The organism is Pseudomonas anguilliseptica (assembly GCF_900105355.1).
Classification (GTDB): Bacteria; Pseudomonadota; Gammaproteobacteria; order Pseudomonadales; family Pseudomonadaceae; genus Aquipseudomonas; species Aquipseudomonas anguilliseptica.
In genome coordinates, this window is sequence record NZ_FNSC01000001.1 from 570,084 (window position 1) to 588,947 (window position 18,864).

An 18,864-nucleotide genomic window follows, 5' to 3' on the forward strand; every position below is an offset into this window, starting at 1 on the left:
CAGGGTGACCGCCAAAGATGGCGGGTCATAAAAAAGGCGCCTATCTGAAGGCGCCTTTCTTCTGTTGCAGCTTAGCAGCCGGGCCAGCGGTTGATACGACCATAAGTCGACTCGCGGCCGTGGCATAAGGCTAAACCTTAGTGGTGATGACCACCTTCACCGTGGATATGGCCATGCGCAACTTCTTCTTCGCTGGCATCACGCACGCTGACAACCTTGACCTTGAAGTGCAGACGCTGGCCAGCCAGTGGGTGGTTGCCGTCAACGATCACGTCGTCGCCGTCCAGTTCACGGATGGTGACGATCTGCATGCCGCCGTCTGGACCGGATGCGTGGAACTGCATGCCAACTTCCAGCTCGTCCACACCTTCGAACATCGAACGGTTGAGGGTGGCGACCAGCTCGGCGCTGTATTCGCCGTAGGCGTCTTCCGGCTCGACTGCAACTTCCAGCTCGTCGCCGGCTTGTTTGCCCAGCAGGGCTTTTTCCAGGCCGCCGATGATGTTGCCGGCACCATGCAGATAAGCCAGCGGCGCGCCGCCTGCGGAACTGTCGATCACCTCACCGGCATCGTTAGTCAGGGTATAGTCGATGGAGACGGCCTTATTGGCGGCGATCAGCATGGGGCGAGACCTTTTGCTTAGAAATAAAGAACGGCCAAGTTTACCCAAGGGCACGCGCGAAAGCGAACCGGACACAGACGGACGGCCAAGCGCGGCCTCAGTGCGCGTGCTTGATTTTCGTCAGGATGAGCACGGCCATTGGGTGGCAGTATTGTCCTGCGGCCATACTCAGCACCTGCGCCACCAGCCGCCCTGGCAGAATCGTGCGTGGGTGCTGGATGCTCAACAACGCCAGGCGCACCTGGGTGAACCTTTCCTCTGCGGCTGGTGCGCGGCTGAAAATGGCGCAAGCGAGGCGATGACAGAACGCCCGAACCAAGATTTGAACAAGGAGCGGTAAATGCCCGCACGCAATATTCTGGTGATCAACTGCGGCAGTTCATCAATCAAGTTTGCCCTGATCAACGAAACGCAAGATGCCTTTATCCTCAGCGGCCTGGCCGAGCGCCTGGGTAGCCCGGATGCACAGGTCCACTGGCAACAAGGCGACAACAAAGACAGCCTGATTCTGCCCCATGCCGATCACCGCACCGCCCTCGCCCAGGTATTGCCCCTGGTGCAGGCCGCAGCTGGCGGCCAACTGCACGGTATTGGCCACCGAGTGGTGCATGGCGGCGAACATTTCACCGCGGCCTGCCGCCTGGATGCGTTAAGTCTTGCGGCGATTCGCGCCACCGCGCCGCTGGCACCGCTGCATAACCCGGCCAATCTGCTGGGCATCGAGGCGGCGATCAAGCTGTTCCCCGACCTGACTCAGGTGGCCGTGTTCGATACGGCCTTTCACCAGACCCTGCCCGAACACGCCTACCGCTATGCCCTGCCCGAGCACCTGTACCGCGAACACGGTGTACGCCGTTATGGCTTCCACGGCACCAGCCACCGTTTTGTCAGCCAGCGCGCCGCAGCAATGGCCGGGCTACCGGTCAATGCCAGCAGCTGGCTGGTGGCACACCTGGGCAATGGCTGCTCGACCTGCGCCATCGTCGATGGGCAAAGCCGCGACACCAGCATGGGCCTGACGCCATTGGAAGGCGTGGTGATGGGCACGCGCAGCGGCGATGTCGACCCCAATCTGCACAGCCACTTGGCGCGCACCCTGGGCTGGAGCCTGGAGCAGATCGAAGACATGCTCAATAAAGACAGTGGCCTGCAGGGGCTGTCTGGCCTGTCCAACGACATGCGTACTCTGGAGCAAGCCCGCGAACAGGGCCATGCCGGCGCCATCCTGGCCGTCGAGGTGTTCTGCTACCGCCTGGCCAAATCCCTGGCGGCCATGAGCTGCGCCCTGCCACAACTCGACGGCCTGGTCTTTACCGGCGGCATCGGCGAGAACTCGGCACTGATCCGCAGCAAGACCGTCACGCATCTGAAGTTGCTCAACCTGGCACTCGACGAACAGGCCAATGCCCGCACCGTGCGCGGCGCGGCCGGACCGATCCAAGCACACGGGCACCCACGCGTGATGGTCGTACCCACCAATGAAGAACGACAGATTGCCCTCGACACCCTGGCGCTACTTGAAGCCTGATCGTCACCTGACTACTACGGAGCGCGAATGCACACTTTCTTTATTGCCCCCACCGGTTTCGGTGTCGGCCTTACCTCAATCAGCCTGGGCCTGGTCGGCGCCCTTGAGCGCGCCGGCCTCAAGGTCGGCTTTTTCAAGCCCATCGCCCAACCGCATCAGGGCGATTTGGGCCCAGAGCGTTCCAGCGAGCTTATCGCCCGCACCCATGGCCTGCACTCGCCAAAACCGCTGGCCCTGGCCCATGTCGAACGCATGCTTGGCGACGGCCAGCTGGATGAACTGCTGGAAGAAATCATCAGCCTCTATCAACAGGCCGCTGCAGGCAAAGACGTGGTGATCGTCGAAGGCATGGTGCCGACGCGCCAGGCCAGTTACGCCGCGCGGGTCAATTTTCACCTGGCCAAGAGCCTGGATGCCGAGGTGATTCTGGTCTCCGCACCGGAGCAGGAAAGCCTCAGCGAACTGAGCGATCGGGTGGAAATCCAGGCCCAGCTGTTTGGTGGGCCGAAAGACGAAAAAGTGCTCGGGGTGATCCTCAACAAGGTCCGCAGCGACGATGGCACCGAAGCCTTCGCCAATCGCCTGAAAGAACTCTCGCCATTGCTCAAGGGCGATGACTTCCGCCTGCTCGGCTGCATCCCCTGGCAGGACGAACTGAATGCGCCGCGTACCCGCGACATCGCAGACCTGCTCGGCGCGCGGGTACTGAATGCCGGCGATTACGAGCAGCGGCGCATGCTGAAAATCGTGCTCTGCGCCCGCGCTGTGGCCAACACAGTGCAACTGCTTAAACCCGGCACGCTGGTGGTGACGCCAGGAGATCGCGACGACATCATCCTCGCCGCCAGCCTGGCCGCGATGAACGGCATGCCGCTGGCCGGTCTGCTGCTGTGCAGCGACTTTGCTCCCGACCCGAGGATCATCGAACTGTGCCGAGGTGCCTTGCAGGGCGGCTTGCCAGTGATGACGGTCAGCACCGGCTCCTACGACACCGCAACCAATCTCAACCGCCTGAACAAGGAAATCCCGGTCGACGACAAGGAGCGCGCGGAGACAGTCGCCGACTTCGTCGCCAGCCATATCGACCACGAATGGCTGTTCGCCCGCTGTGGCACGCCGCGCGAGCTGCGCATGTCGCCGCCGGCGTTCCGCTATCAGCTGGTGCAGCGCGCCAAGGCGGCGAACAAGCGTATCGTCTTGCCGGAAGGCAGCGAGCCGCGCACCGTGCAGGCCGCCGCCATCTGCCAGGCGCGCGGCATTGCCCGCTGCGTACTGCTGGCCAAGCCGGAGGATGTTCACGCGGTGGCCAACGCCCACGGTATCGAACTGCCGGAAGGGCTGGAAATCCTCGACCCGGACCTGATTCGCGAACGCTATGTCGAGCCCATGGTCGAGTTGCGCAAGGGCAAAGGGCTGAACGCGCCGATGGCCGCCGCACAGCTGGAAGACACCGTGGTGCTGGGCACCATGATGCTGGCCCTGGATGAAGTCGACGGCCTAGTGTCCGGGGCGATCAACACCACTGCCAACACCATCCGCCCCGCCCTGCAGCTGATCAAGACTGCACCGGGCTACAAGCTGGTGTCGTCGGTGTTCTTTATGCTGCTGCCCGACCAGGTGCTGGTTTACGGTGATTGCGCAGTAAACCCCGACCCGACGGCGGTGGAACTGGCGGAAATTGCCCTGCAAAGCGCGGCCTCGGCCAGCGCCTTCGGTATCACCCCACGGGTGGCGATGCTCAGCTACTCCACCGGTGACTCCGGCAGCGGCGAGGAAGTCGAGAAGGTCCGTGAGGCCACCCGCCTGGCGCGAACCCTCGACCCACAACTGCTGCTCGACGGCCCGCTGCAATACGACGCGGCGGCGATTGAAAGTGTCGGCCGACAGAAGGCCCCCGGCAGCCCGGTCGCCGGCCGTGCCACCGTATTTATCTTCCCTGACCTGAATACCGGCAACACCACTTACAAGGCGGTACAACGCAGCGCCGATTGCGTCAGCGTCGGGCCGATGTTGCAGGGTCTGCGTAAGCCGGTAAATGACCTGTCGCGCGGAGCACTGGTCGATGACATCGTCTACACCATCGCCCTGACCGCGATTCAGGCCGCCAACCTGCCGCAGTAATACACAGCCAGGGCCGCTCAGCGGCGGCCCTGGCCAGAAAAAGCGCTAAAAATCCGCGAAACGCGGCGATCACCAACGTTTCGAAAGGCTTGCAGTTCGATGCACAGGCGTTAACCTGTGCGCCGACCGATCTGTGGTGGAAAACCACAGGCGTAGATAAGTCAGGGATCAAGCCGCTTGAGCGCCACGGCAGTGGCCCGCAACCAGCCTGGGCCCATTTTCTGGAGGCTCCTGCCCCAATGCTGCATTTCCTGCCTGCTCCACTGCGCGGCCTGCTTGCCGGCCTGATGCTCGCCCTGAATACCCTGATCTGCTGCTGGCCGCTGTTTGCCGTGGCCTTGCTCAAACTGCTGCTGCCCATTCCAGTGATCCAGCGTGGACTGCGCTTTGTCATGCATGGGATTGCCGAGTTCTGGATCAGTACCAACAAGTTCTGGATGAACCTGGTTGGCCGCACGCATTGGGATGTTGCGGGCCTAAGCGGCTTCGACAAACAGCACTCCTACCTGGTAACCACCAGAGCTGGGTGGATATTCTGGTGCTGCAATACCAGCTCAACCGGCGCATGCCGCTGCTGAAGTTTTTCCTCAAGCAGGAGCTGATCTGGGTGCCGGTGATTGGCCTGTGCTGGTGGGCGCTGGAATTCCCGTTTATGAAGCGCTTCAGCAAGGAATACCTGGCCAAGCACCCGGAAAAACGCGGCCAGGACCTGGCCACCACGCGCAAGGCCTGCGAGCGCTACAAGACCAACCCGGTATCGGTGTTCAACTTCCTGGAAGGCACGCGCCTGTCGCCGGCCAAGCACGCGCAACAGCAATCACCGTTCAAGCATCTGCTCAAACCCAAGGCCGGCGGTATTGCCTTTGTGCTGGATGCCATGGGGGAGCAATTGCATAGCCTGATCAACGTCACCATCCACTACCCACAGGGCACCCCCGGTTTCTGGGACCTGCTGTGCGGGCGAGTTGAGCAGGTGGTGGTGCGCTTCGATCAACTGCAGATTCCCGAGGAATTCCTCGGCGGCAACTACGATCAGGACGAAGCCTACCGCCTGCAGTTCCAGCAGTGGGTCAACCAGCTGTGGCTGGACAAGGATGCACAACTCGACGAGCTGAAACAGCGCTATCCCGCACGCTAGGCGGCTATCGCCGACACCTCAAGCCCGCCTAGCCAGCGGGCTTTTCATTGCGTAACGGCAAATTGTGCCAATCCAGCTGTGCGGGGAAGGTGTTGATCTGCTCGGCGTCTAGCCCCGGCGCGACTAGAAAGCCCTGCATGATTGCGCAGTTGTGCGCCGCCAGCCAATCACGCTGAGCCATGGTTTCCACACCCTCAGCGATCACTTCCAGCCCCAGATTGCGGCCCAGATCGATGATAGTGCTGACCACCGCAGCGTCACGCGGCGAGTCGAGCATATTGGAGACAAACAGGCGATCAACCTTCAGCGTATCCAGTTCGAAATGACGCAGGTAAGCCAGCGATGAATAACCGGTGCCGAAATCATCGATGGCGATTTTCACCCCGAGCTTGCGCAACTGACGCAGCTGTTCTTGGCTGGCTTGCAGATCCTGCATCAGCGCGCCTTCGGTGACTTCCACGTCCAGTTGCCGAGGGTTCAACTGGTGTTCTTCAAGCACCCGGCGCAGATCATCGACCAGCTGCGGCATACCGAACTGCACCGGACTGACATTCAGGCTGAGCACCAGTTCGTTGCCGAAGTGCTGGCTCAGCTGTTGGCATTTTTCGATCCCAGCCTGGAAGATCCAGCCGCCCAGGCGGTTGATCAGACGTGTCTCCTCCAGCAACGGAATAAACACCCCTGGCGCCACGGTGCCGGCAACCCGATGTTGCCAGCGCAGCAAAGCTTCGAAGCCACGCAGGCGCCCGCTCTCCAGGTAGATCTGCGGCTGGTAGACCAGCACGAAATCATCATTCTCGATAGCGTTGCGCAGGCTTTCCTCGAGCATCAACCGTGAGCGCGCACGGCCATTCATTTCCGGGGAAAAGAACCGGTACTGCTGACGACCGGTGCGCTTGGCCTCATACATGGCCATGTCAGCAGCGCGCAGCAAATCTTCCACGGTTTGCCCACACTCGGGGAAACAGGCAATGCCCACACTCGCGCCCAGAGTCACCTCGATGCCGTCGAGGTTATGCCGCACCGACACCTGCTCAATCAGCTTTTCGGCGATGCGCGCAGCGTCTTCCGGGTGTTCCAGGCTGTCGAGCAGGGCAGTGAACTCATCGCCACCAATCCGCGCCAGGCTGTCATAGGGGCGCAGGCTGGTCTTGAGCTGCTCGCCAACCAGTTTGAGCAAGCGGTCGCCCACGTCGTGACCGAGGGAATCATTGATCCGCTTGAAGCCATCCAGATCGAGATAGAGCACCGCCATACGCTGACCACTGCGATTGATCCGCGACAACGCCGACTCCAGCGCCTGATAGAAACCACGGCGGTTGAGCAGACCAGTCAAGGCGTCGGTAATCGCCTGCGACTCCAGTTGCTGATGCAAATGACGCACAACCGACATATCCAGCGCCATCACCACCATGGCATGCTGCAGGCGCGGCATGGGCGAACAGGAAAGCGCCACCGGCACCTGCCCTCCATTCAAGGTGCGTAGGCTGGCATCGTGTAGGCGGTAAGACTCACCGCGACGCCATTGCAGGTAAAACTCGGACAGACGCCAGTCGCTGGTGACTTTCGGGCTGACTAGATAGGAGAGCATTTCACTGCCTTCCAGATCGCTGATCGAGCCTCCAAGCATGCGCGCCATCGCCGGGTTGGCGAAATTGATCCGGCCATCTTCACCCACCACCATGATGCCTTCGGCGGCGTTATCCAGCACCGAGGCATTGAAGGCCCGCGCCGTGTCTAGTTGCTGAGTCAGTTGCAGCAGCTCGCTGCGATTACGCTCATGCTCAAGTAGGGCGTGAATCTTATGACGTAATACGTTGGTATCGAACGGTTTGAGCATAAAATCCACCGCGCCGGTGGCGTAGCCCTTGATCACCGATTCCTGGGTCTGCGCGATGGCGGACACGAAGATGATCGGGGTGTAGCGAGTACACGGGTTGCCGCGCATCAGCCGGGCGACCTCGAAGCCATCCATGTGCGGCATTTGTACATCCAGCAGCACCAGGCCGACGTCCTCTTCGAGCAGACACTGCAGGGCGGCCTCGCCCGAGTCGACACAACGCAGTTGCCAGTCGCCCTCTTCCAGCAGGGCTTGCATAGCCACCAGGTTTTCCGGTCGGTCATCCACTACCAGCAAAATCTGCGTACTGGGCACGATATTCAGCTGTACATGCGCCATAACTTCTCCCTTGTCCCTGGCGAGCGCCTTGCGACTCCTATTGCGGTTGAGAGTAGCAGCCCACAGCAAAACTACTGCGATGGCGCGACAGATGTGCCGACATATGGATCGGCAATAGCCAGCCAGCGCACCAGCAGCTCAAGCAAAGCCTCGCGGCTGACCGGTTTGGCCAGATAATCATCAGCACCCGCGGTGATGCACTTCTCTCTGTCGCCTTTCATCGCATGGGCAGTCAGGGCGATGATCGGAATGCTGCAGCCGTGTTCGGTCTTGAGCAGCCGTGTGGCGGTGTAGCCGTCCATGGTCGGCATGGCCATATCCATCAGGATCAGGTCGAACGGCTCGCGCTCATATGCATTGATTGCCTCCTGACCGTCCTTGGCCGAGCTGATGATCAGCCCCACCTCGTCAAGCAAAGCGGTCAGGGCATAGACGTTGCGTACATCATCATCAACCAACAGCACGCGCCGGCCTTCCAGCGGATTCTCGACTCTCGGGCGTCCCAGCCGCGCGGGGTCGCGCACGCTGCCAAGAAAGCCCTGCACCGCCTCGCTCAGCTCCTGCATGTCCTCGCCGTGTTTGTGCACCACCACCGCGCTGTAACGGCGCAGGCGCTGCAGGGCCTGACGGGTAACATCGACACCGGTATTGATCACCACCCGCGTGCCATTCAGGGGGCGCTGGCGGTTGAGGGTTTCCAGCAGTTCAAAGCCGTCTTGATCGGGTAGATCAAGGTCGATCACCAATGCGTTGAACATGCCGCCGGCGTAGGCCTGCTGCGCCTCATCAGCGCGCGCGCAGGCCAGCACATCAAAGCCCAACTGCTGCAGATGCTCACGGTAATGTTCACGCTCAACCTCGACATCTTCGACCAGCAACAGGCGCTGCGCTGGGGACTGGTCAAGCTGTTGCAGGTCGACAAACACCTGCTCCAGGTCAGCGCGCTGAATCGGCTTGACCAGGTAGCGCGTGCCGTCATCGTTCCAGTCCACCGGTTGCGGCACGCAGGAGATGATATGCACCGGCGTGTTGCGATGACTGGCCTGGCCACGCAGGCGGCGAAACAGCTGCCAACCGCTGATATCCGGCAGCAGAATATCCAAGATCACCGCACTGAAGTGCTCGCTTTGCAGCAGGTTGAGCGCCTGCAACCCAGAGCGGCAATGCACGCTGGAAAAGCCGTGGGCATGGGCCTCTTCGGCGAGTACCGCAGCAAAATTCACATCGTCTTCGACAATCAGCACAGCCGGGCCCTCACCGCTGCGTTGCGGTGCGCCTGCTACAGGCCCCGTATGGGCCTGCGCCACCACTCGCACCGGCAGGTGCACGGTAAAGCAGGAGCCTTCACCAGGCGCGCTTTGCAGGCTGATCTCACCGTCCATGGCCAGTACCAGCTGACGGGTAATGGCCAACCCCAGCCCGGTGCCACCGAAGCGCCGACTGGTGGAACCATCAATCTGCTGAAAGGCCTGAAATATCTGCTCATGCTGCTCGGGGGGGATGCCAATACCGCTGTCGCGCACGCTGAAGTTGAGCAGCTCATAGCCCTCCTCCGGCTCGCCACTGGCGCAGGACACCGTCAAGCTGACCTCACCGTGCTCAGTAAACTTAAGGGCATTGGACAGCAAGTTGAGCAGAATCTGTTGCAGGCGGATGCGGTCCGTGTGAATCACCCGCGGCACTCCGGCCTCTAGCTGGGTATGTAAGCGCAGGCCCTTGATCTCGGCCATCGGCCGCAGGCTGGCATCAAGCTCGACGAGAATGTCCTGCATGTTCAACGGCTCGAGCTTGAGCTGCATGCGCCCGGATTCGACCTTGGCCAGATCGAGCACATCGTTGATCAACTGCAGCAGGTCACTGCCGGCCCGGTGCACGATATCGGCATGTTTGGCCTGCTTCTCGGTCAGGTTACCGGCACTGTTCAAGCGCAACTGGTCGCTGAGAATCAGGATGCTATTAAGCGGCGTGCGCAGCTCATGGGACATATTAGCCAGGAACTCGGATTTGTAGCGGTTGGCCAAAGTCAACTGATCAGCCTGATCACGCAGGCGCTGTTCGGCGGCCTTGCGCGCGCAGGTCAATCAGGTTGATCAGGTAATTGACCCCACCGGAGTCGCCCAGCACGCTCAGGCTCAGAGCCACCGGAATTTCCTCGCCGAGATCACCGCGCGCCAGGTATTCGTTGGATCGCTCGGAGGTGTCGTGATCAATGGCCAGAGCACTAAGCTGCTCGACACTCGGCAAAAAGCGTTTGACCCGTTCACCGACCAAGCTCTCGGGCGTCGAGTCGAGCAGATCGGCGGCGCTGCGGTTAGCCATCTCGATCCGACCCTGGGCGTTGCACAGCAACGTCGCCACCGGCAGCCGCTCGACCAGCAGGCGAAAGCGCTCTTCGCGCTCACGCAGTTTGTTGGTGGCCAGGTGGTTGGCATGCATCTCGCGCTCACGCAAATACAGGTATCCACCAACCAGCAAGGCCAACAGGGCCGCAGCCACCAGGCCGATCCATAAACTGATACCGCTACGGCTGGAGAAGGCCGCCTCATAGGCGGGTGTACTGGTTACCTGTAGCACCCAGTTGCGTCCATACAAGGGTAATTCCAGTTCATGCTGAAAGCGTGGCTGCGGGGAAGCACCCTGCTCCTCGGCGCTTAACAACGGGGTTTGCAAGGCCTGCTGATCCTTGATCACCACATCAAAGCGCTGGCTCTGCGCCCCGAGAATGCCCTCCATCAGCTCATGGCTGCGAAACGCCCCATGCACCACGCCGAGCAAGGCCGCCCGGCGTTCCTCCACACTACTCAGCGGCATGCCAGGCAGGTACACCGGCAGGAACAGCAGCCCCCCCCTGCACATTGGCCTCGATTTCCTGGCGCAAGGTGACCGGCGCACTGAGAATTGCCTGACCACTGTCGATGGCCTGCTCAACTGCGGCACTCCGTACGGCTTCGCTGAGCATGTCGTAACCCAGCACCCTTCGGTTGCGCCAATCCAGCGGGCTGATGTAGTCGATCAACAGGTAATGCTCGCGCGCCCCTACTGGGGAAAGCTGGTAGTCCGCTCGCCCCTGGCTCTGCTGCGCAGCCAGAAAAGCATCAAGCTGTTCGGCACGCAGATACCGCGACCATACCAGGGCCAGGGTGCCCGGATAACGGTCCTGCAGCTGCAGCTGATCGAGGGCGCGATCCCATTCGGTCAGGGACACATGATCACTGCCGGTCATCAGCCCGGAAACGCCGCGCAAGGCCATTTCATAGACGTGCATGCGGTTTTTCACCCGCTGGCCGATGTCCTGCGCTTCCTGCTCGAAGCGCTGCTGGCTCTGCTCGCGCTCACGCTGTTCGAAAACCTGCCACTGCCAGACGATCAAGGCCCCCAGGCCAAGCAACAAGGCCAGGGTGACCCACAATGGCAGCCAGGGTTTACGCGAAGTAGGAACAGGCCTGTCGTCCATGATTGCTCCAGTTGTCGTCCATGTCCGGCGCAGGCAACGCGCCGATGCAGCAGGGTTATAGGAACCACTGCCAGCAGTCTAGTCACGAATTGAACAGGCGGCCGAGTCTAAATTGCAGGTATAAAAAAGCCGCGTATTCGTGCGAATACGCGGCTTTATATGAAGACGCCTTATGGTTACAGCGGACGCAGGTTGATTTCTACCCGGCGGTTCTGCGCGCGGCCTGCTTCATTGGCATTGCTGGCAATCGGCTGACTCGGCCCCGCGCCGTAGGACGACAAACGCGAAGCCGGAACACCATTGGCACTCAGGTAAGAGGCAACACTTTGTGCACGACGGTTGGAAAGGTTCTGGTTCAACTCGAACGAGCCGGTGCTGTCGGTATGGCCAACGATATCCACACCGTTTTTGTTGAACTCCTTGAATACGGTGACCAGCGAATTGAGGGTTGGGTAGAAGCCGCTGGAAATGTCCGCCGAGTTGCTGGCGAAGGTGATGTTGCCTGGCATGATCAGCTTCAGGTCATCACCATTGCGCTGTACTTGCACGCCAGTGCCTTGCAGGGTCTGGCGCAACTTGGCTTCCTGAGTATCAACGTAATAGCCGTAACCGCCACCGGCCGCACCACCGACTGCCGCGCCAATCAAGGCGCCTTTTGCGCGGTCTTTCTTGCTGGAAGTAGCTGCACCGATTACCGCACCAGTAACTGCGCCAACACCACCGTAGATGCCCGCTTTGCCTGCCTCGCGTTCACCGGTATAGGGATTGGTGGTACAGCCGGCGAGTACGCCAAGACCGAGGGTAACAACAGCCAGATTTCGCCACAGCTTCATGCGTACTTCCTTTGAATATCGGATCGGGACAGGTTTTGCACCTGAGTTTTCGAGCCCGATACATAGCTAAAGTTCATTTTCAGAGGTAATTGAGCAGGCAAACACATGACCTGCTAGGCACGGATAAACGGGTTATCGCGCATTTCATCACCGAGGCGCGTATCGGCGCCATGGCCAGTCACCACGGTGGCGTCTTCGTCTAGGCTGTACAGCCGCTGCTTGATCGAGCGCTCAATGGTCGGGTAATCGCCGCCCCACAAGTCGGTGCGGCCGATGCCACGTTTGAACAGGGTATCGCCGGCAATCAGCAGCTTGTCCTGGGGGAACCAGAAGCTCATCGAACCCGGGGTATGCCCTGGCGTATGCAGGGCGACGCCGCAACCGCAGGCCAGCTCCTCGTCATCACTCAACCACTGATCCGGTGCCGGCACAGGCGTATAGGGCACGCCGAACATGCGGCACTGCATCTCCAGGTTGTCCCAGAGGAACTGATCCTCCTTGTGCAGATGCAGGGTCGCCCCGGTTTTCTCCTTCATCTGCCCTGAGGCAAGGAAGTGATCCAGGTGGGCATGGGTGTGAATGATGCTCACCACCTTCAGCCCATGGGCCTCCAGACGCGCCATGATCAGCTCGGGATTTCCACCCGGGTCGACCACGATGGCCTTCTTGGTTACAGGGTCACCGATGATTGTGCCGTTGCACTGCAAAGGCCCGACGGGAAAGGTTTCGCGTATTAGCACGGGATTTGCGGCTTCCATTGGTATTCCCTTATGATATTTGGCACAATTTTGTCACACCGAGATTAGAAATGGCGACTTTTCGGAAGCGCGGCCCATCCCAGTGGCAAGTGCAGGTCAGACGCAAAGGATGGCCCCTGCAAACCAAGACATTCAATACCCAGGCCGAAGCCAAGACCTGGGCGACGATGATTGAACGTGAAATGGATGCCGGTGTGTTCGCTAGCCGAAATGAGGCTGAATCCACCTCATTCTCCAAAGCCTTGGAGACATATGCTAGCGAAGTGACCAGCAAGAAACGAAGCAGCGCCTCCGAGCTATCTCGCATCCAAGCTATGCAGCGCCACCCTCTCGCCCTTCGCTCGCTAGCATTCGTGGTGCCGACTTGGCCAGCTATCGCGATGAGCGACTTGCGGAAGGCTTAGCACCGGCTACCGTCCGCAGGGAATTAGCGTTGATCTCCCACGTGTTCACCATCGCCAGAAAGGAATGGCGTATGGAGTCACTGAACAACCCGGTTGAGCTCATTCGCCAGCCCAGCGTCGATGATGCCAGGGACAGACGCATTCTCAGCGCTGATGTGTGGACGTTCCAGAGTGGCAAACTGGCTTGCGAGCATCTAGATGAGCTGGAAATGATCTGCCGCCACTCGCGCTCAACCGAGCTGCCTCAGATCGTCCGATTTGCTGTTGAAACAGGTATGCGCCGCGGCGAGATTTCCGGGCTGCTCCGTGCCAATGTAGATCTGAAAAAGCGGACTGCCCTCCTCCCAATGACGAAGAATGGTTCTTCACGCGGCGTACCGCTTTCCAGCCGAGCTGCCGCAATCGTTGAAAGCCAGCCAAAGCTAGAGGGCGGCCGAGTATTCAGAAGCCAACCAGACACTATCACCAAAGCATTTTTGGACGCCCTTGGTGACGCGCGGAGCACCTACGAGACAGGACTCAAGCGGCATCTAGAATCCCAAGGACTAGAGCAGAAGAAGGCTGAAGAGCTATCAGCCAAGGATACTTTCCTCGCCGACCTGCGATTTCACGACCTGCGCCACGAGGCCACTTCGCGCCTTGCCGAAATATTCCCTCTCCATGAACTAACCAAAATTACCGGCCATCAAGACACGCGCATGCTTATGCGCTACTACCACCCAAGGACAGAGGATTTGGCGAAGAAGCTAAGGAAACCCTGAAGAAGACTTCCTGAATTTGGCAAAATACCTGAACTCCACCCGCCGAGTTTTCCGATGAAGCAGATGACCTTCGCCGACGCCGAGTACGCCGGCAAGCGCAAGCAAACCCGCAAAGAGCTGTTCCTGATCGAGATGGATCAGGTTGTGCCGTGGAAGGGTTTGATTGCCTTGATCGAACCGCATTACCCCAAGGGTGAAGGCGGACGTCCAGCCTATCCGCTGATGGCGATGTTACGGGTTCATTTGATGCAGAACTGGTTCGGCTACAGCGACCCGGCGATGGAGGAGGCTCTGTACGAGACCACCATCCTGCGCCAGTTTGCGGGTCTGAGCCTGGAGCGCATTCCCGACGAAACCACCATCCTCAACTTCCGCCGATTGCTGGAGAAACACGAACTGGCTGCGGGCATCTTGGCCGTCATCAATGGCTATTTGGGTGACCGCGGTTTGTCATTGCGCCAAGGCACCATCGTCGATGCCACGCTGATCAATGCGCCGAGTTCGACCAAGAACAAGGACGGTAAGCGTGACCCGGAAATGCACCAGACCAAGAAGGGAAACCAGTATTACTTCGGCATGAAGGCGCACATCGGCGTCGATGACGAGTCGGGTTTAGTGCATAGCGTGGTCGGCACGGCAGCCAATGTTGCAGACGTTACTCAGGTCGACAAGCTGCTACACGGCAAAGAAAACATGGTGGGTGCCGACGCGGGTTACACCGGCGTAGAGAAGCGGCCAGAACATGAAGGCCGTGAAGTGATCTGGCAGATCGCAGCCCGCCGCAGTACGTACAACACGTTGAGTAAGCGCAGCGCGCTGTACAAAGCCAAGCGCAAGATCGAGAAGGCCAAGGCGCAAGTTCGCGCCAAGGTCGAGCACCCGTTCCGGGTGATCAAGCGTCAGTTCGGTTATGTGAAGACGCGTTTCCGTGGCCTGGCCAAAAACACCGCACAACTGGTAACGCTGTTCGCCCTGTCGAACCTGTGGATGGCCCGTCGACATTTGCTGACGAATGCAGGAGAGGTGCGCCTGTAATGTGGGAAATGACCGCTGCGAGGTGCTCGCGGCGGCCAGAAACACCGAAATGAGCGGATGACTTGATCGTTTTTGATCAGTTTTCCGCTTTCAAAATCAGCGGAGGCTGAAGTTGACCGGAAATACAGGGCTACTTCAGACCATCCCTAAGTTAATGCAAAGGATGGTCTGAAAAAGTCCTTTCTCGAAAAATTCAGCCCAGAAACCATGAGGGTTACAGGGCAGTGAGCTCGCCAAATAGGGGCTTTTCAGAGTTTCCCAAAGAATTAAAATGAAAAAAAACGGGACGGTCTATAGCGCCAAGTTAAACGCCTCACCTTAGGAGACTCACATGACGGATAAGCCAGACTCAAAAAACCCAGATGCAAAATCTTTACTATCGACTGGAGTAATTGAAAAGGCCTGGGAATGGCGATGGGGCATAAAACTCGCATATGCGGTAGTTTTCCTCGATATTATCCTATTGCTCAACGGACATAGAGGCATACTGCATTTCTCATTCACAATGGACAAAGTCTGGGAAAATTTCGGCCTTCTGCTAACTTCAATTTGCGCATTTTGCCTTATTGTATCATTCGTTATCCCTGCACTGGCTATAGCTCTACGGCAAATAATCCTGCTTATACCCTTCGACTTCTTCTCTACAAGAAACGGTTCCGATCAGCAGCCCCATGGATGCGTCTTGCTTGGCGATTTACGCGAGCATGCATTAAGAAATAACAGCGACTTCTTATGGAAATTTTACGAACAATGTAAATCTGATTTTGAAAAAACACAGGAACTACGCGAGCAATTTGGCGCACTTGTCTTTGGCATTACTTTTCTCTGCCTAATTGATTGGTGGTCCAGCAGTAAATTTGGAGCGGACTCTTTGACTAGCATAATGCTGTCCTATATCGGCCCCCAAGGAGGTATCATTACGCTGATGATAGTTGCCTTACTTTTACAGTGGGCATGGTTTTCTGAGTGGAAAACTCGCTGGGTCTTCTACGCGCCACTTTACGATGCACAACTTGCAAAACTGCAGGAACAAAGAAAGGCTCGCGAAGAAATCTCACGAAACAGGGCCCACCCATAGAAATCCCCAACGTACTTCTCGAATCCTACTCTGAAGTGATACTCAATGAACCCAAGTAAAAACATCACCCTAGTAGCACTTGCATCGGCCATGCTCTCTGCCTGCTCCACCCAAGCCCCCTCTTCTATCTATACCCACCCCAGTTTTGAGGCAGGAAATCGGCAATTGGCGATCGAAGTAATTTCAAAAGGCGAGACTTCGAGCGGATCAGCCGCATGGATTGGGCACGAGATTGTTCTTACCGCAGCACATCTGTTTCTCGGAGCCTCGGAAGGTTCAACTATACGTGTCGGCAACGGCCTGACCTGGGGAAGTGCAGAAATTATTGCAATAGATGATCCTGCATATCGAGATCTTGCAATTTTAAAGATTGACCAAGATAGTCTCGCTAGTCTTGCCTCTCCGGCCAACCCCGTAAAGCTATGTGAAACGCCTATTCGATCAGGCCAAGAGGTTCTAGTTGCATCTGGCCTAACCAAAACAGTGTCATCAACCTACGCCTCTCCAGAAATGACTAGGGAAACTCTGAATAAGACTTCCTGATTTTGGCAAAATGCCCGGACGCCACCCGCCGAGTTTTCCGATGAAGCAAATGACCTTCGCCGATGCCGAGTACGCCGGCAAACGCAAGCAGACCCGCAAAGAGTTGTTCCTGATCGAGATGGATCGGGTGGTGCCGTGGAAGGGTTTGATCGCACTGATCGAACCGTATTACCCCAAGGGTGAAGGCGGTCGGCCGGCCTATCCGCTGATGGCGATGCTACGTGTGCACCTGATGCAGAACTGGTTCGGCTACAGCGACCCGGCGATGGAAGAAGCGCTGTACGAGACCACCATCCTGCGGCAGTTCGCCGGGCTGAGTCTGGAACGTATCCCCGACGAAACCACCATCCTCAACTTCCGTCGTCTGCTGGAGAAACATGAGTTGGCTGCCGGCATCCTGGCCGTCATCAATGGCTATCTTGGCGACCGTGGCCTGTCGTTGCGCCAAGGCACCATCGTCGATGCCACGCTGATCAATGCGCCGAGTTCGACCAAGAACAAGGACGGCAAACGCGACCCAGAGATGCACCAGGCCAAGAAGGGCAACCAATACTACTTCGGCATGAAGGCGCACATTGGCGTGGATGACGAGTCGGGGCTGGTACACAGCGTGGTAGGCACGGCGGCCAACGTGGCGGATGTCACTCAGGTCGACAAGTTGCTGCACGGCGAGGAAAACGTGGTGTGCGCCGATGCGGGTTATACCGGCGTCGAAAAGCGCCCCGAACATGATGGGCGCGAGGTGATCTGGCAGGTTGCTGCCCGCCGCAGCACCTATAAGAAGCTGGGTAAGAGCAGCCCGCTGTACAAAGCCAAACGCAAGATCGAGAAGGCCAAGGCCCAGGTGCGCGCCAAGGTTGAGCACCCGTTCCGGGTGCTCAAGCGTCAGTTCAGTTATGTAAAGACACGCTTCCGTGGCTTGGCCAAGAACACGGCGCAACTGATGACGCTGTTCGCGCTGTCGAACCTGTGGATGGCACGCCGACATTTACTGACCAATGCAGGAGAGGTGCGCCTGTAATGCGGGAAATGGCTGCCGCGAGCTACTCGCGGCGGCTAAAAACACAGAAATGAATGGGTAATCTGATCGTTTTTGATCGATTTGCCGCTTTCAAAATCGGCGGGGGCTGAAGTCAGCCAGAAATACATGGCTACTTCAGACCACCCCTAGTGAACTGTCTGTAAAATTCGTTAATCCAATGCCGAGCCAGTATACTGCGCGCTCTATCGTCATGAATTGAGCTCCCATATGGCCCGGCCAGCAGCCCCATTCTTCTTGAGTCCCAGTGATGCCGACATGCTGCAAGGCTGGTTACGCATGGGATCGCTGCCTCAGAGCATCGGCCAGCGGGCCAGAATTCTGTTGCTGCTGGCCAACGGTCTCACGCCCAAGGAGATCAGCGAGCAGCTGCAAGTCTCTGCGCCAGTGGTCTTCAAATGGCGTAAACGCTACCAGGAGACCGGTCTGGAGGGGCTGAGTGACCTGCGGCGCAGTGGAGCGCCTCGCAAGCTCAACGAAGCGAAGATCAAGGAAATCCTGACGCTGACGACCCAGCGAGTCCCGCGCGAAGCTACCCACTGGAGCCTACGGTTGATGGCCAAGTACGCTGGGGTCAGCATCTGGCAGGTCGCACAGGTGTGGGCTGCTGCCGACCTCAAGCCGCACCGGTTGAAAACCTTCAAGATCAGTAACGACCCGCACTTTGCAGACAAAGTGGTCGATGTCGTCGGGCTCTATTTGAATCCGCCCGACAACGCCCTGGTGCTATCTGTTGACGAAAAAACACAGATCCAGGCGCTGGACCGCACACAGCCCATGCTGCCGCTCAAGCCCGGGCAGATTGAGCGGCGGACGCATGACTATAAGCGCCACGGTACGGCCAGTCTGTACGCAGCCTTTGACATCCTGACGGGTAAGGTCATCGGCCGTATCACCCAGCGGCACAGGGCCAAGGAGTTTTTGGAGTTCCTTCGACAGATCGACCGCAGCACCCCCGCCGAGCTGGACCTGCATGTAATTCTGGACAACAGCTCGACTCACAAGATCGCTGCCGTCAGGGAATGGCTGGAGAAGCATCCCCGTTTCAAGCTGCACTTCACACCGACCAGCGCCTCGTGGCTGAACGCCGTGGAGGGCTGGTTTGCGCAACTGGAAAGACGGGCGCTTTATCGTGATGCCTTCAGCAGCGTGGCTGACCTGAGAGCGGCGATACGTCGCTTCATTGAGGCTCATAACGAACATTCGGCTAAGCCGTTCCGCTGGAGCAAAACGGCTGAGTCGATTATCAGCTCCGTGCATCGAGCAAAGCTGGCTGTAATTCGGAATGAGTTATTGGATTAACCAGACAGGCCACTAGGCATAGCAATGGAGACTCGTGGGCGGAGCATTTAACAGGCTATTATGCTCCC

General features: G+C 58.6%; 15 protein-coding genes and 2 pseudogenes. 10 read left to right on the plus strand and 7 right to left on the minus strand.

The genetic code is table 11. The annotated features are described in order from the left end of the window. Positions 1 to 137: 137 nt before the first annotated feature. On the minus strand, positions 138 to 623 hold the full coding sequence (locus BLW24_RS02810; RefSeq protein WP_090376422.1) for an FKBP-type peptidyl-prolyl cis-trans isomerase: 486 nt from the start codon (positions 621 to 623) through the stop codon (positions 138 to 140). On the opposite strand from BLW24_RS02810, the gene BLW24_RS02815 reads away from it, so the two are divergent. The 4 genes and pseudogenes from BLW24_RS02815 to BLW24_RS02830 all read left to right on the plus strand — a co-directional run bounded on the left by BLW24_RS02815 (position 592) and on the right by BLW24_RS02830 (position 5,410). Then, positions 592 to 963, plus strand: a complete 372-nt coding sequence (locus BLW24_RS02815) for a DUF3565 domain-containing protein (protein ID WP_090376426.1) — start codon at positions 592 to 594, stop codon at positions 961 to 963. The two genes, BLW24_RS02810 and BLW24_RS02815, sit on opposite strands and share 32 nt — an antisense overlap. Continuing rightward, positions 964 to 2,151, plus strand: a complete 1,188-nt coding sequence (locus BLW24_RS02820; protein ID WP_090376429.1) for an acetate kinase — start codon at positions 964 to 966, stop codon at positions 2,149 to 2,151. 27 nt (positions 2,152 to 2,178) lie between these two features. Continuing rightward, a complete protein-coding gene (gene pta, locus BLW24_RS02825; protein WP_090376432.1) occupies positions 2,179 to 4,272 on the plus strand; it encodes a phosphate acetyltransferase in 2,094 nt (697 codons plus the stop codon). 239 nt (positions 4,273 to 4,511) lie between these two features. After that, positions 4,512 to 5,410: pseudogene (locus BLW24_RS02830) on the plus strand (acyltransferase). A gap of 28 nt (positions 5,411 to 5,438) precedes the next feature. On the opposite strand, the gene BLW24_RS02835 reads toward BLW24_RS02830, so the two are convergent. From BLW24_RS02835 to BLW24_RS02850, 6 genes and pseudogenes are all read right to left on the minus strand, one after another. Further along, entirely contained in the window at positions 5,439 to 7,589 is a 2,151-nt protein-coding gene (locus BLW24_RS02835; RefSeq protein ID WP_090376435.1) for a putative bifunctional diguanylate cyclase/phosphodiesterase, read from the minus strand. 71 nt (positions 7,590 to 7,660) lie between these two features. Further along, positions 7,661 to 9,670, minus strand: coding sequence for a response regulator (locus BLW24_RS27075; protein ID WP_420874976.1), 2,010 nt, complete (start codon positions 9,668 to 9,670; stop codon positions 7,661 to 7,663). Then, positions 9,630 to 10,322, minus strand: coding sequence for a PAS domain-containing protein (locus BLW24_RS27080; protein ID WP_420875022.1), 693 nt, complete (start codon positions 10,320 to 10,322; stop codon positions 9,630 to 9,632). Before BLW24_RS27080 ends, BLW24_RS27075 begins: the two co-directional genes overlap by 41 nt. Further along, positions 10,314 to 11,043 (minus strand): annotated as a pseudogene (locus BLW24_RS27085) (CHASE domain-containing protein); the annotation flags it as partial. The pseudogene BLW24_RS27085 and the gene BLW24_RS27080, both read right to left, overlap by 9 nt. A gap of 176 nt (positions 11,044 to 11,219) precedes the next feature. Beyond that, positions 11,220 to 11,876 carry a YiaD family glycine zipper/OmpA-like lipoprotein gene (locus BLW24_RS02845; protein ID WP_090376438.1) on the minus strand — a complete coding sequence of 219 codons (657 nt, stop codon included), beginning with the start codon at positions 11,874 to 11,876 and terminating at the stop codon, positions 11,220 to 11,222. A 113-nt stretch (positions 11,877 to 11,989) separates the two neighbouring features. Next, positions 11,990 to 12,634, minus strand: a complete 645-nt coding sequence (locus BLW24_RS02850; protein ID WP_090376442.1) for an MBL fold metallo-hydrolase — start codon at positions 12,632 to 12,634, stop codon at positions 11,990 to 11,992. Between the two features lie 364 nt (positions 12,635 to 12,998). Between BLW24_RS02850 and BLW24_RS02855 the strand changes: the two genes are divergently transcribed. From BLW24_RS02855 to BLW24_RS02875, 6 genes are all read left to right on the plus strand, one after another. Continuing rightward, on the plus strand, positions 12,999 to 13,799 hold the full coding sequence (locus BLW24_RS02855; protein ID WP_244161073.1) for a site-specific integrase: 801 nt from the start codon (positions 12,999 to 13,001) through the stop codon (positions 13,797 to 13,799). 54 nt (positions 13,800 to 13,853) lie between these two features. After that, complete coding sequence (locus tag BLW24_RS02860; protein ID WP_090375775.1) at positions 13,854 to 14,834, plus strand: IS5 family transposase; 981 nt, start codon at positions 13,854 to 13,856, stop codon at positions 14,832 to 14,834. A 331-nt stretch (positions 14,835 to 15,165) separates the two neighbouring features. Next, positions 15,166 to 15,912: a hypothetical protein gene (locus tag BLW24_RS02865; protein ID WP_090376445.1), complete on the plus strand. Its 747-nt coding sequence runs from the start codon at positions 15,166 to 15,168 to the stop codon at positions 15,910 to 15,912. Between the two features lie 45 nt (positions 15,913 to 15,957). Further along, positions 15,958 to 16,455: a serine protease family protein gene (locus BLW24_RS25505; protein ID WP_139272630.1), complete on the plus strand. Its 498-nt coding sequence runs from the start codon at positions 15,958 to 15,960 to the stop codon at positions 16,453 to 16,455. A 40-nt stretch (positions 16,456 to 16,495) separates the two neighbouring features. Beyond that, complete coding sequence (locus BLW24_RS02870; RefSeq protein WP_090376448.1) at positions 16,496 to 17,476, plus strand: IS5 family transposase; 981 nt, start codon at positions 16,496 to 16,498, stop codon at positions 17,474 to 17,476. A 228-nt stretch (positions 17,477 to 17,704) separates the two neighbouring features. Next, positions 17,705 to 18,796, plus strand: coding sequence for an IS630 family transposase (locus BLW24_RS02875; protein ID WP_090376451.1), 1,092 nt, complete (start codon positions 17,705 to 17,707; stop codon positions 18,794 to 18,796). The last annotated feature ends 68 nt before the right edge of the window (positions 18,797 to 18,864 follow it).

What these genes read in the sequence shown, in the direction of transcription:
- BLW24_RS02835 (WP_090376435.1), bottom strand. Translation starts at nt 7,589, where the DNA reads ATGGCGCATGTACAGCTGAATATCGTGCCCAGTACGCAGATTTTGCTG.
- BLW24_RS02870 (WP_090376448.1), top strand. Translation starts at nt 16,496, where the DNA reads ATGAAGCAAATGACCTTCGCCGATGCCGAGTACGCCGGCAAACGCAAG.
- BLW24_RS02860 (WP_090375775.1), top strand. Translation starts at nt 13,854, where the DNA reads ATGAAGCAGATGACCTTCGCCGACGCCGAGTACGCCGGCAAGCGCAAG.
- BLW24_RS02810 (WP_090376422.1), bottom strand. Translation starts at nt 623, where the DNA reads ATGCTGATCGCCGCCAATAAGGCCGTCTCCATCGACTATACCCTGACT.
- BLW24_RS02865 (WP_090376445.1), top strand. Translation starts at nt 15,166, where the DNA reads ATGACGGATAAGCCAGACTCAAAAAACCCAGATGCAAAATCTTTACTA.
- BLW24_RS27080 (WP_420875022.1), bottom strand. Translation starts at nt 10,322, where the DNA reads ATGGAGGGCATTCTCGGGGCGCAGAGCCAGCGCTTTGATGTGGTGATC.
- BLW24_RS02850 (WP_090376442.1), bottom strand. Translation starts at nt 12,634, where the DNA reads ATGGAAGCCGCAAATCCCGTGCTAATACGCGAAACCTTTCCCGTCGGG.
- BLW24_RS02820 (WP_090376429.1), top strand. Translation starts at nt 964, where the DNA reads ATGCCCGCACGCAATATTCTGGTGATCAACTGCGGCAGTTCATCAATC.
- pta (WP_090376432.1), top strand. Translation starts at nt 2,179, where the DNA reads ATGCACACTTTCTTTATTGCCCCCACCGGTTTCGGTGTCGGCCTTACC.
- BLW24_RS02875 (WP_090376451.1), top strand. Translation starts at nt 17,705, where the DNA reads ATGGCCCGGCCAGCAGCCCCATTCTTCTTGAGTCCCAGTGATGCCGAC.
- BLW24_RS25505 (WP_139272630.1), top strand. Translation starts at nt 15,958, where the DNA reads ATGAACCCAAGTAAAAACATCACCCTAGTAGCACTTGCATCGGCCATG.
- BLW24_RS02845 (WP_090376438.1), bottom strand. Translation starts at nt 11,876, where the DNA reads ATGAAGCTGTGGCGAAATCTGGCTGTTGTTACCCTCGGTCTTGGCGTA.
- BLW24_RS02815 (WP_090376426.1), top strand. Translation starts at nt 592, where the DNA reads ATGGAGACGGCCTTATTGGCGGCGATCAGCATGGGGCGAGACCTTTTG.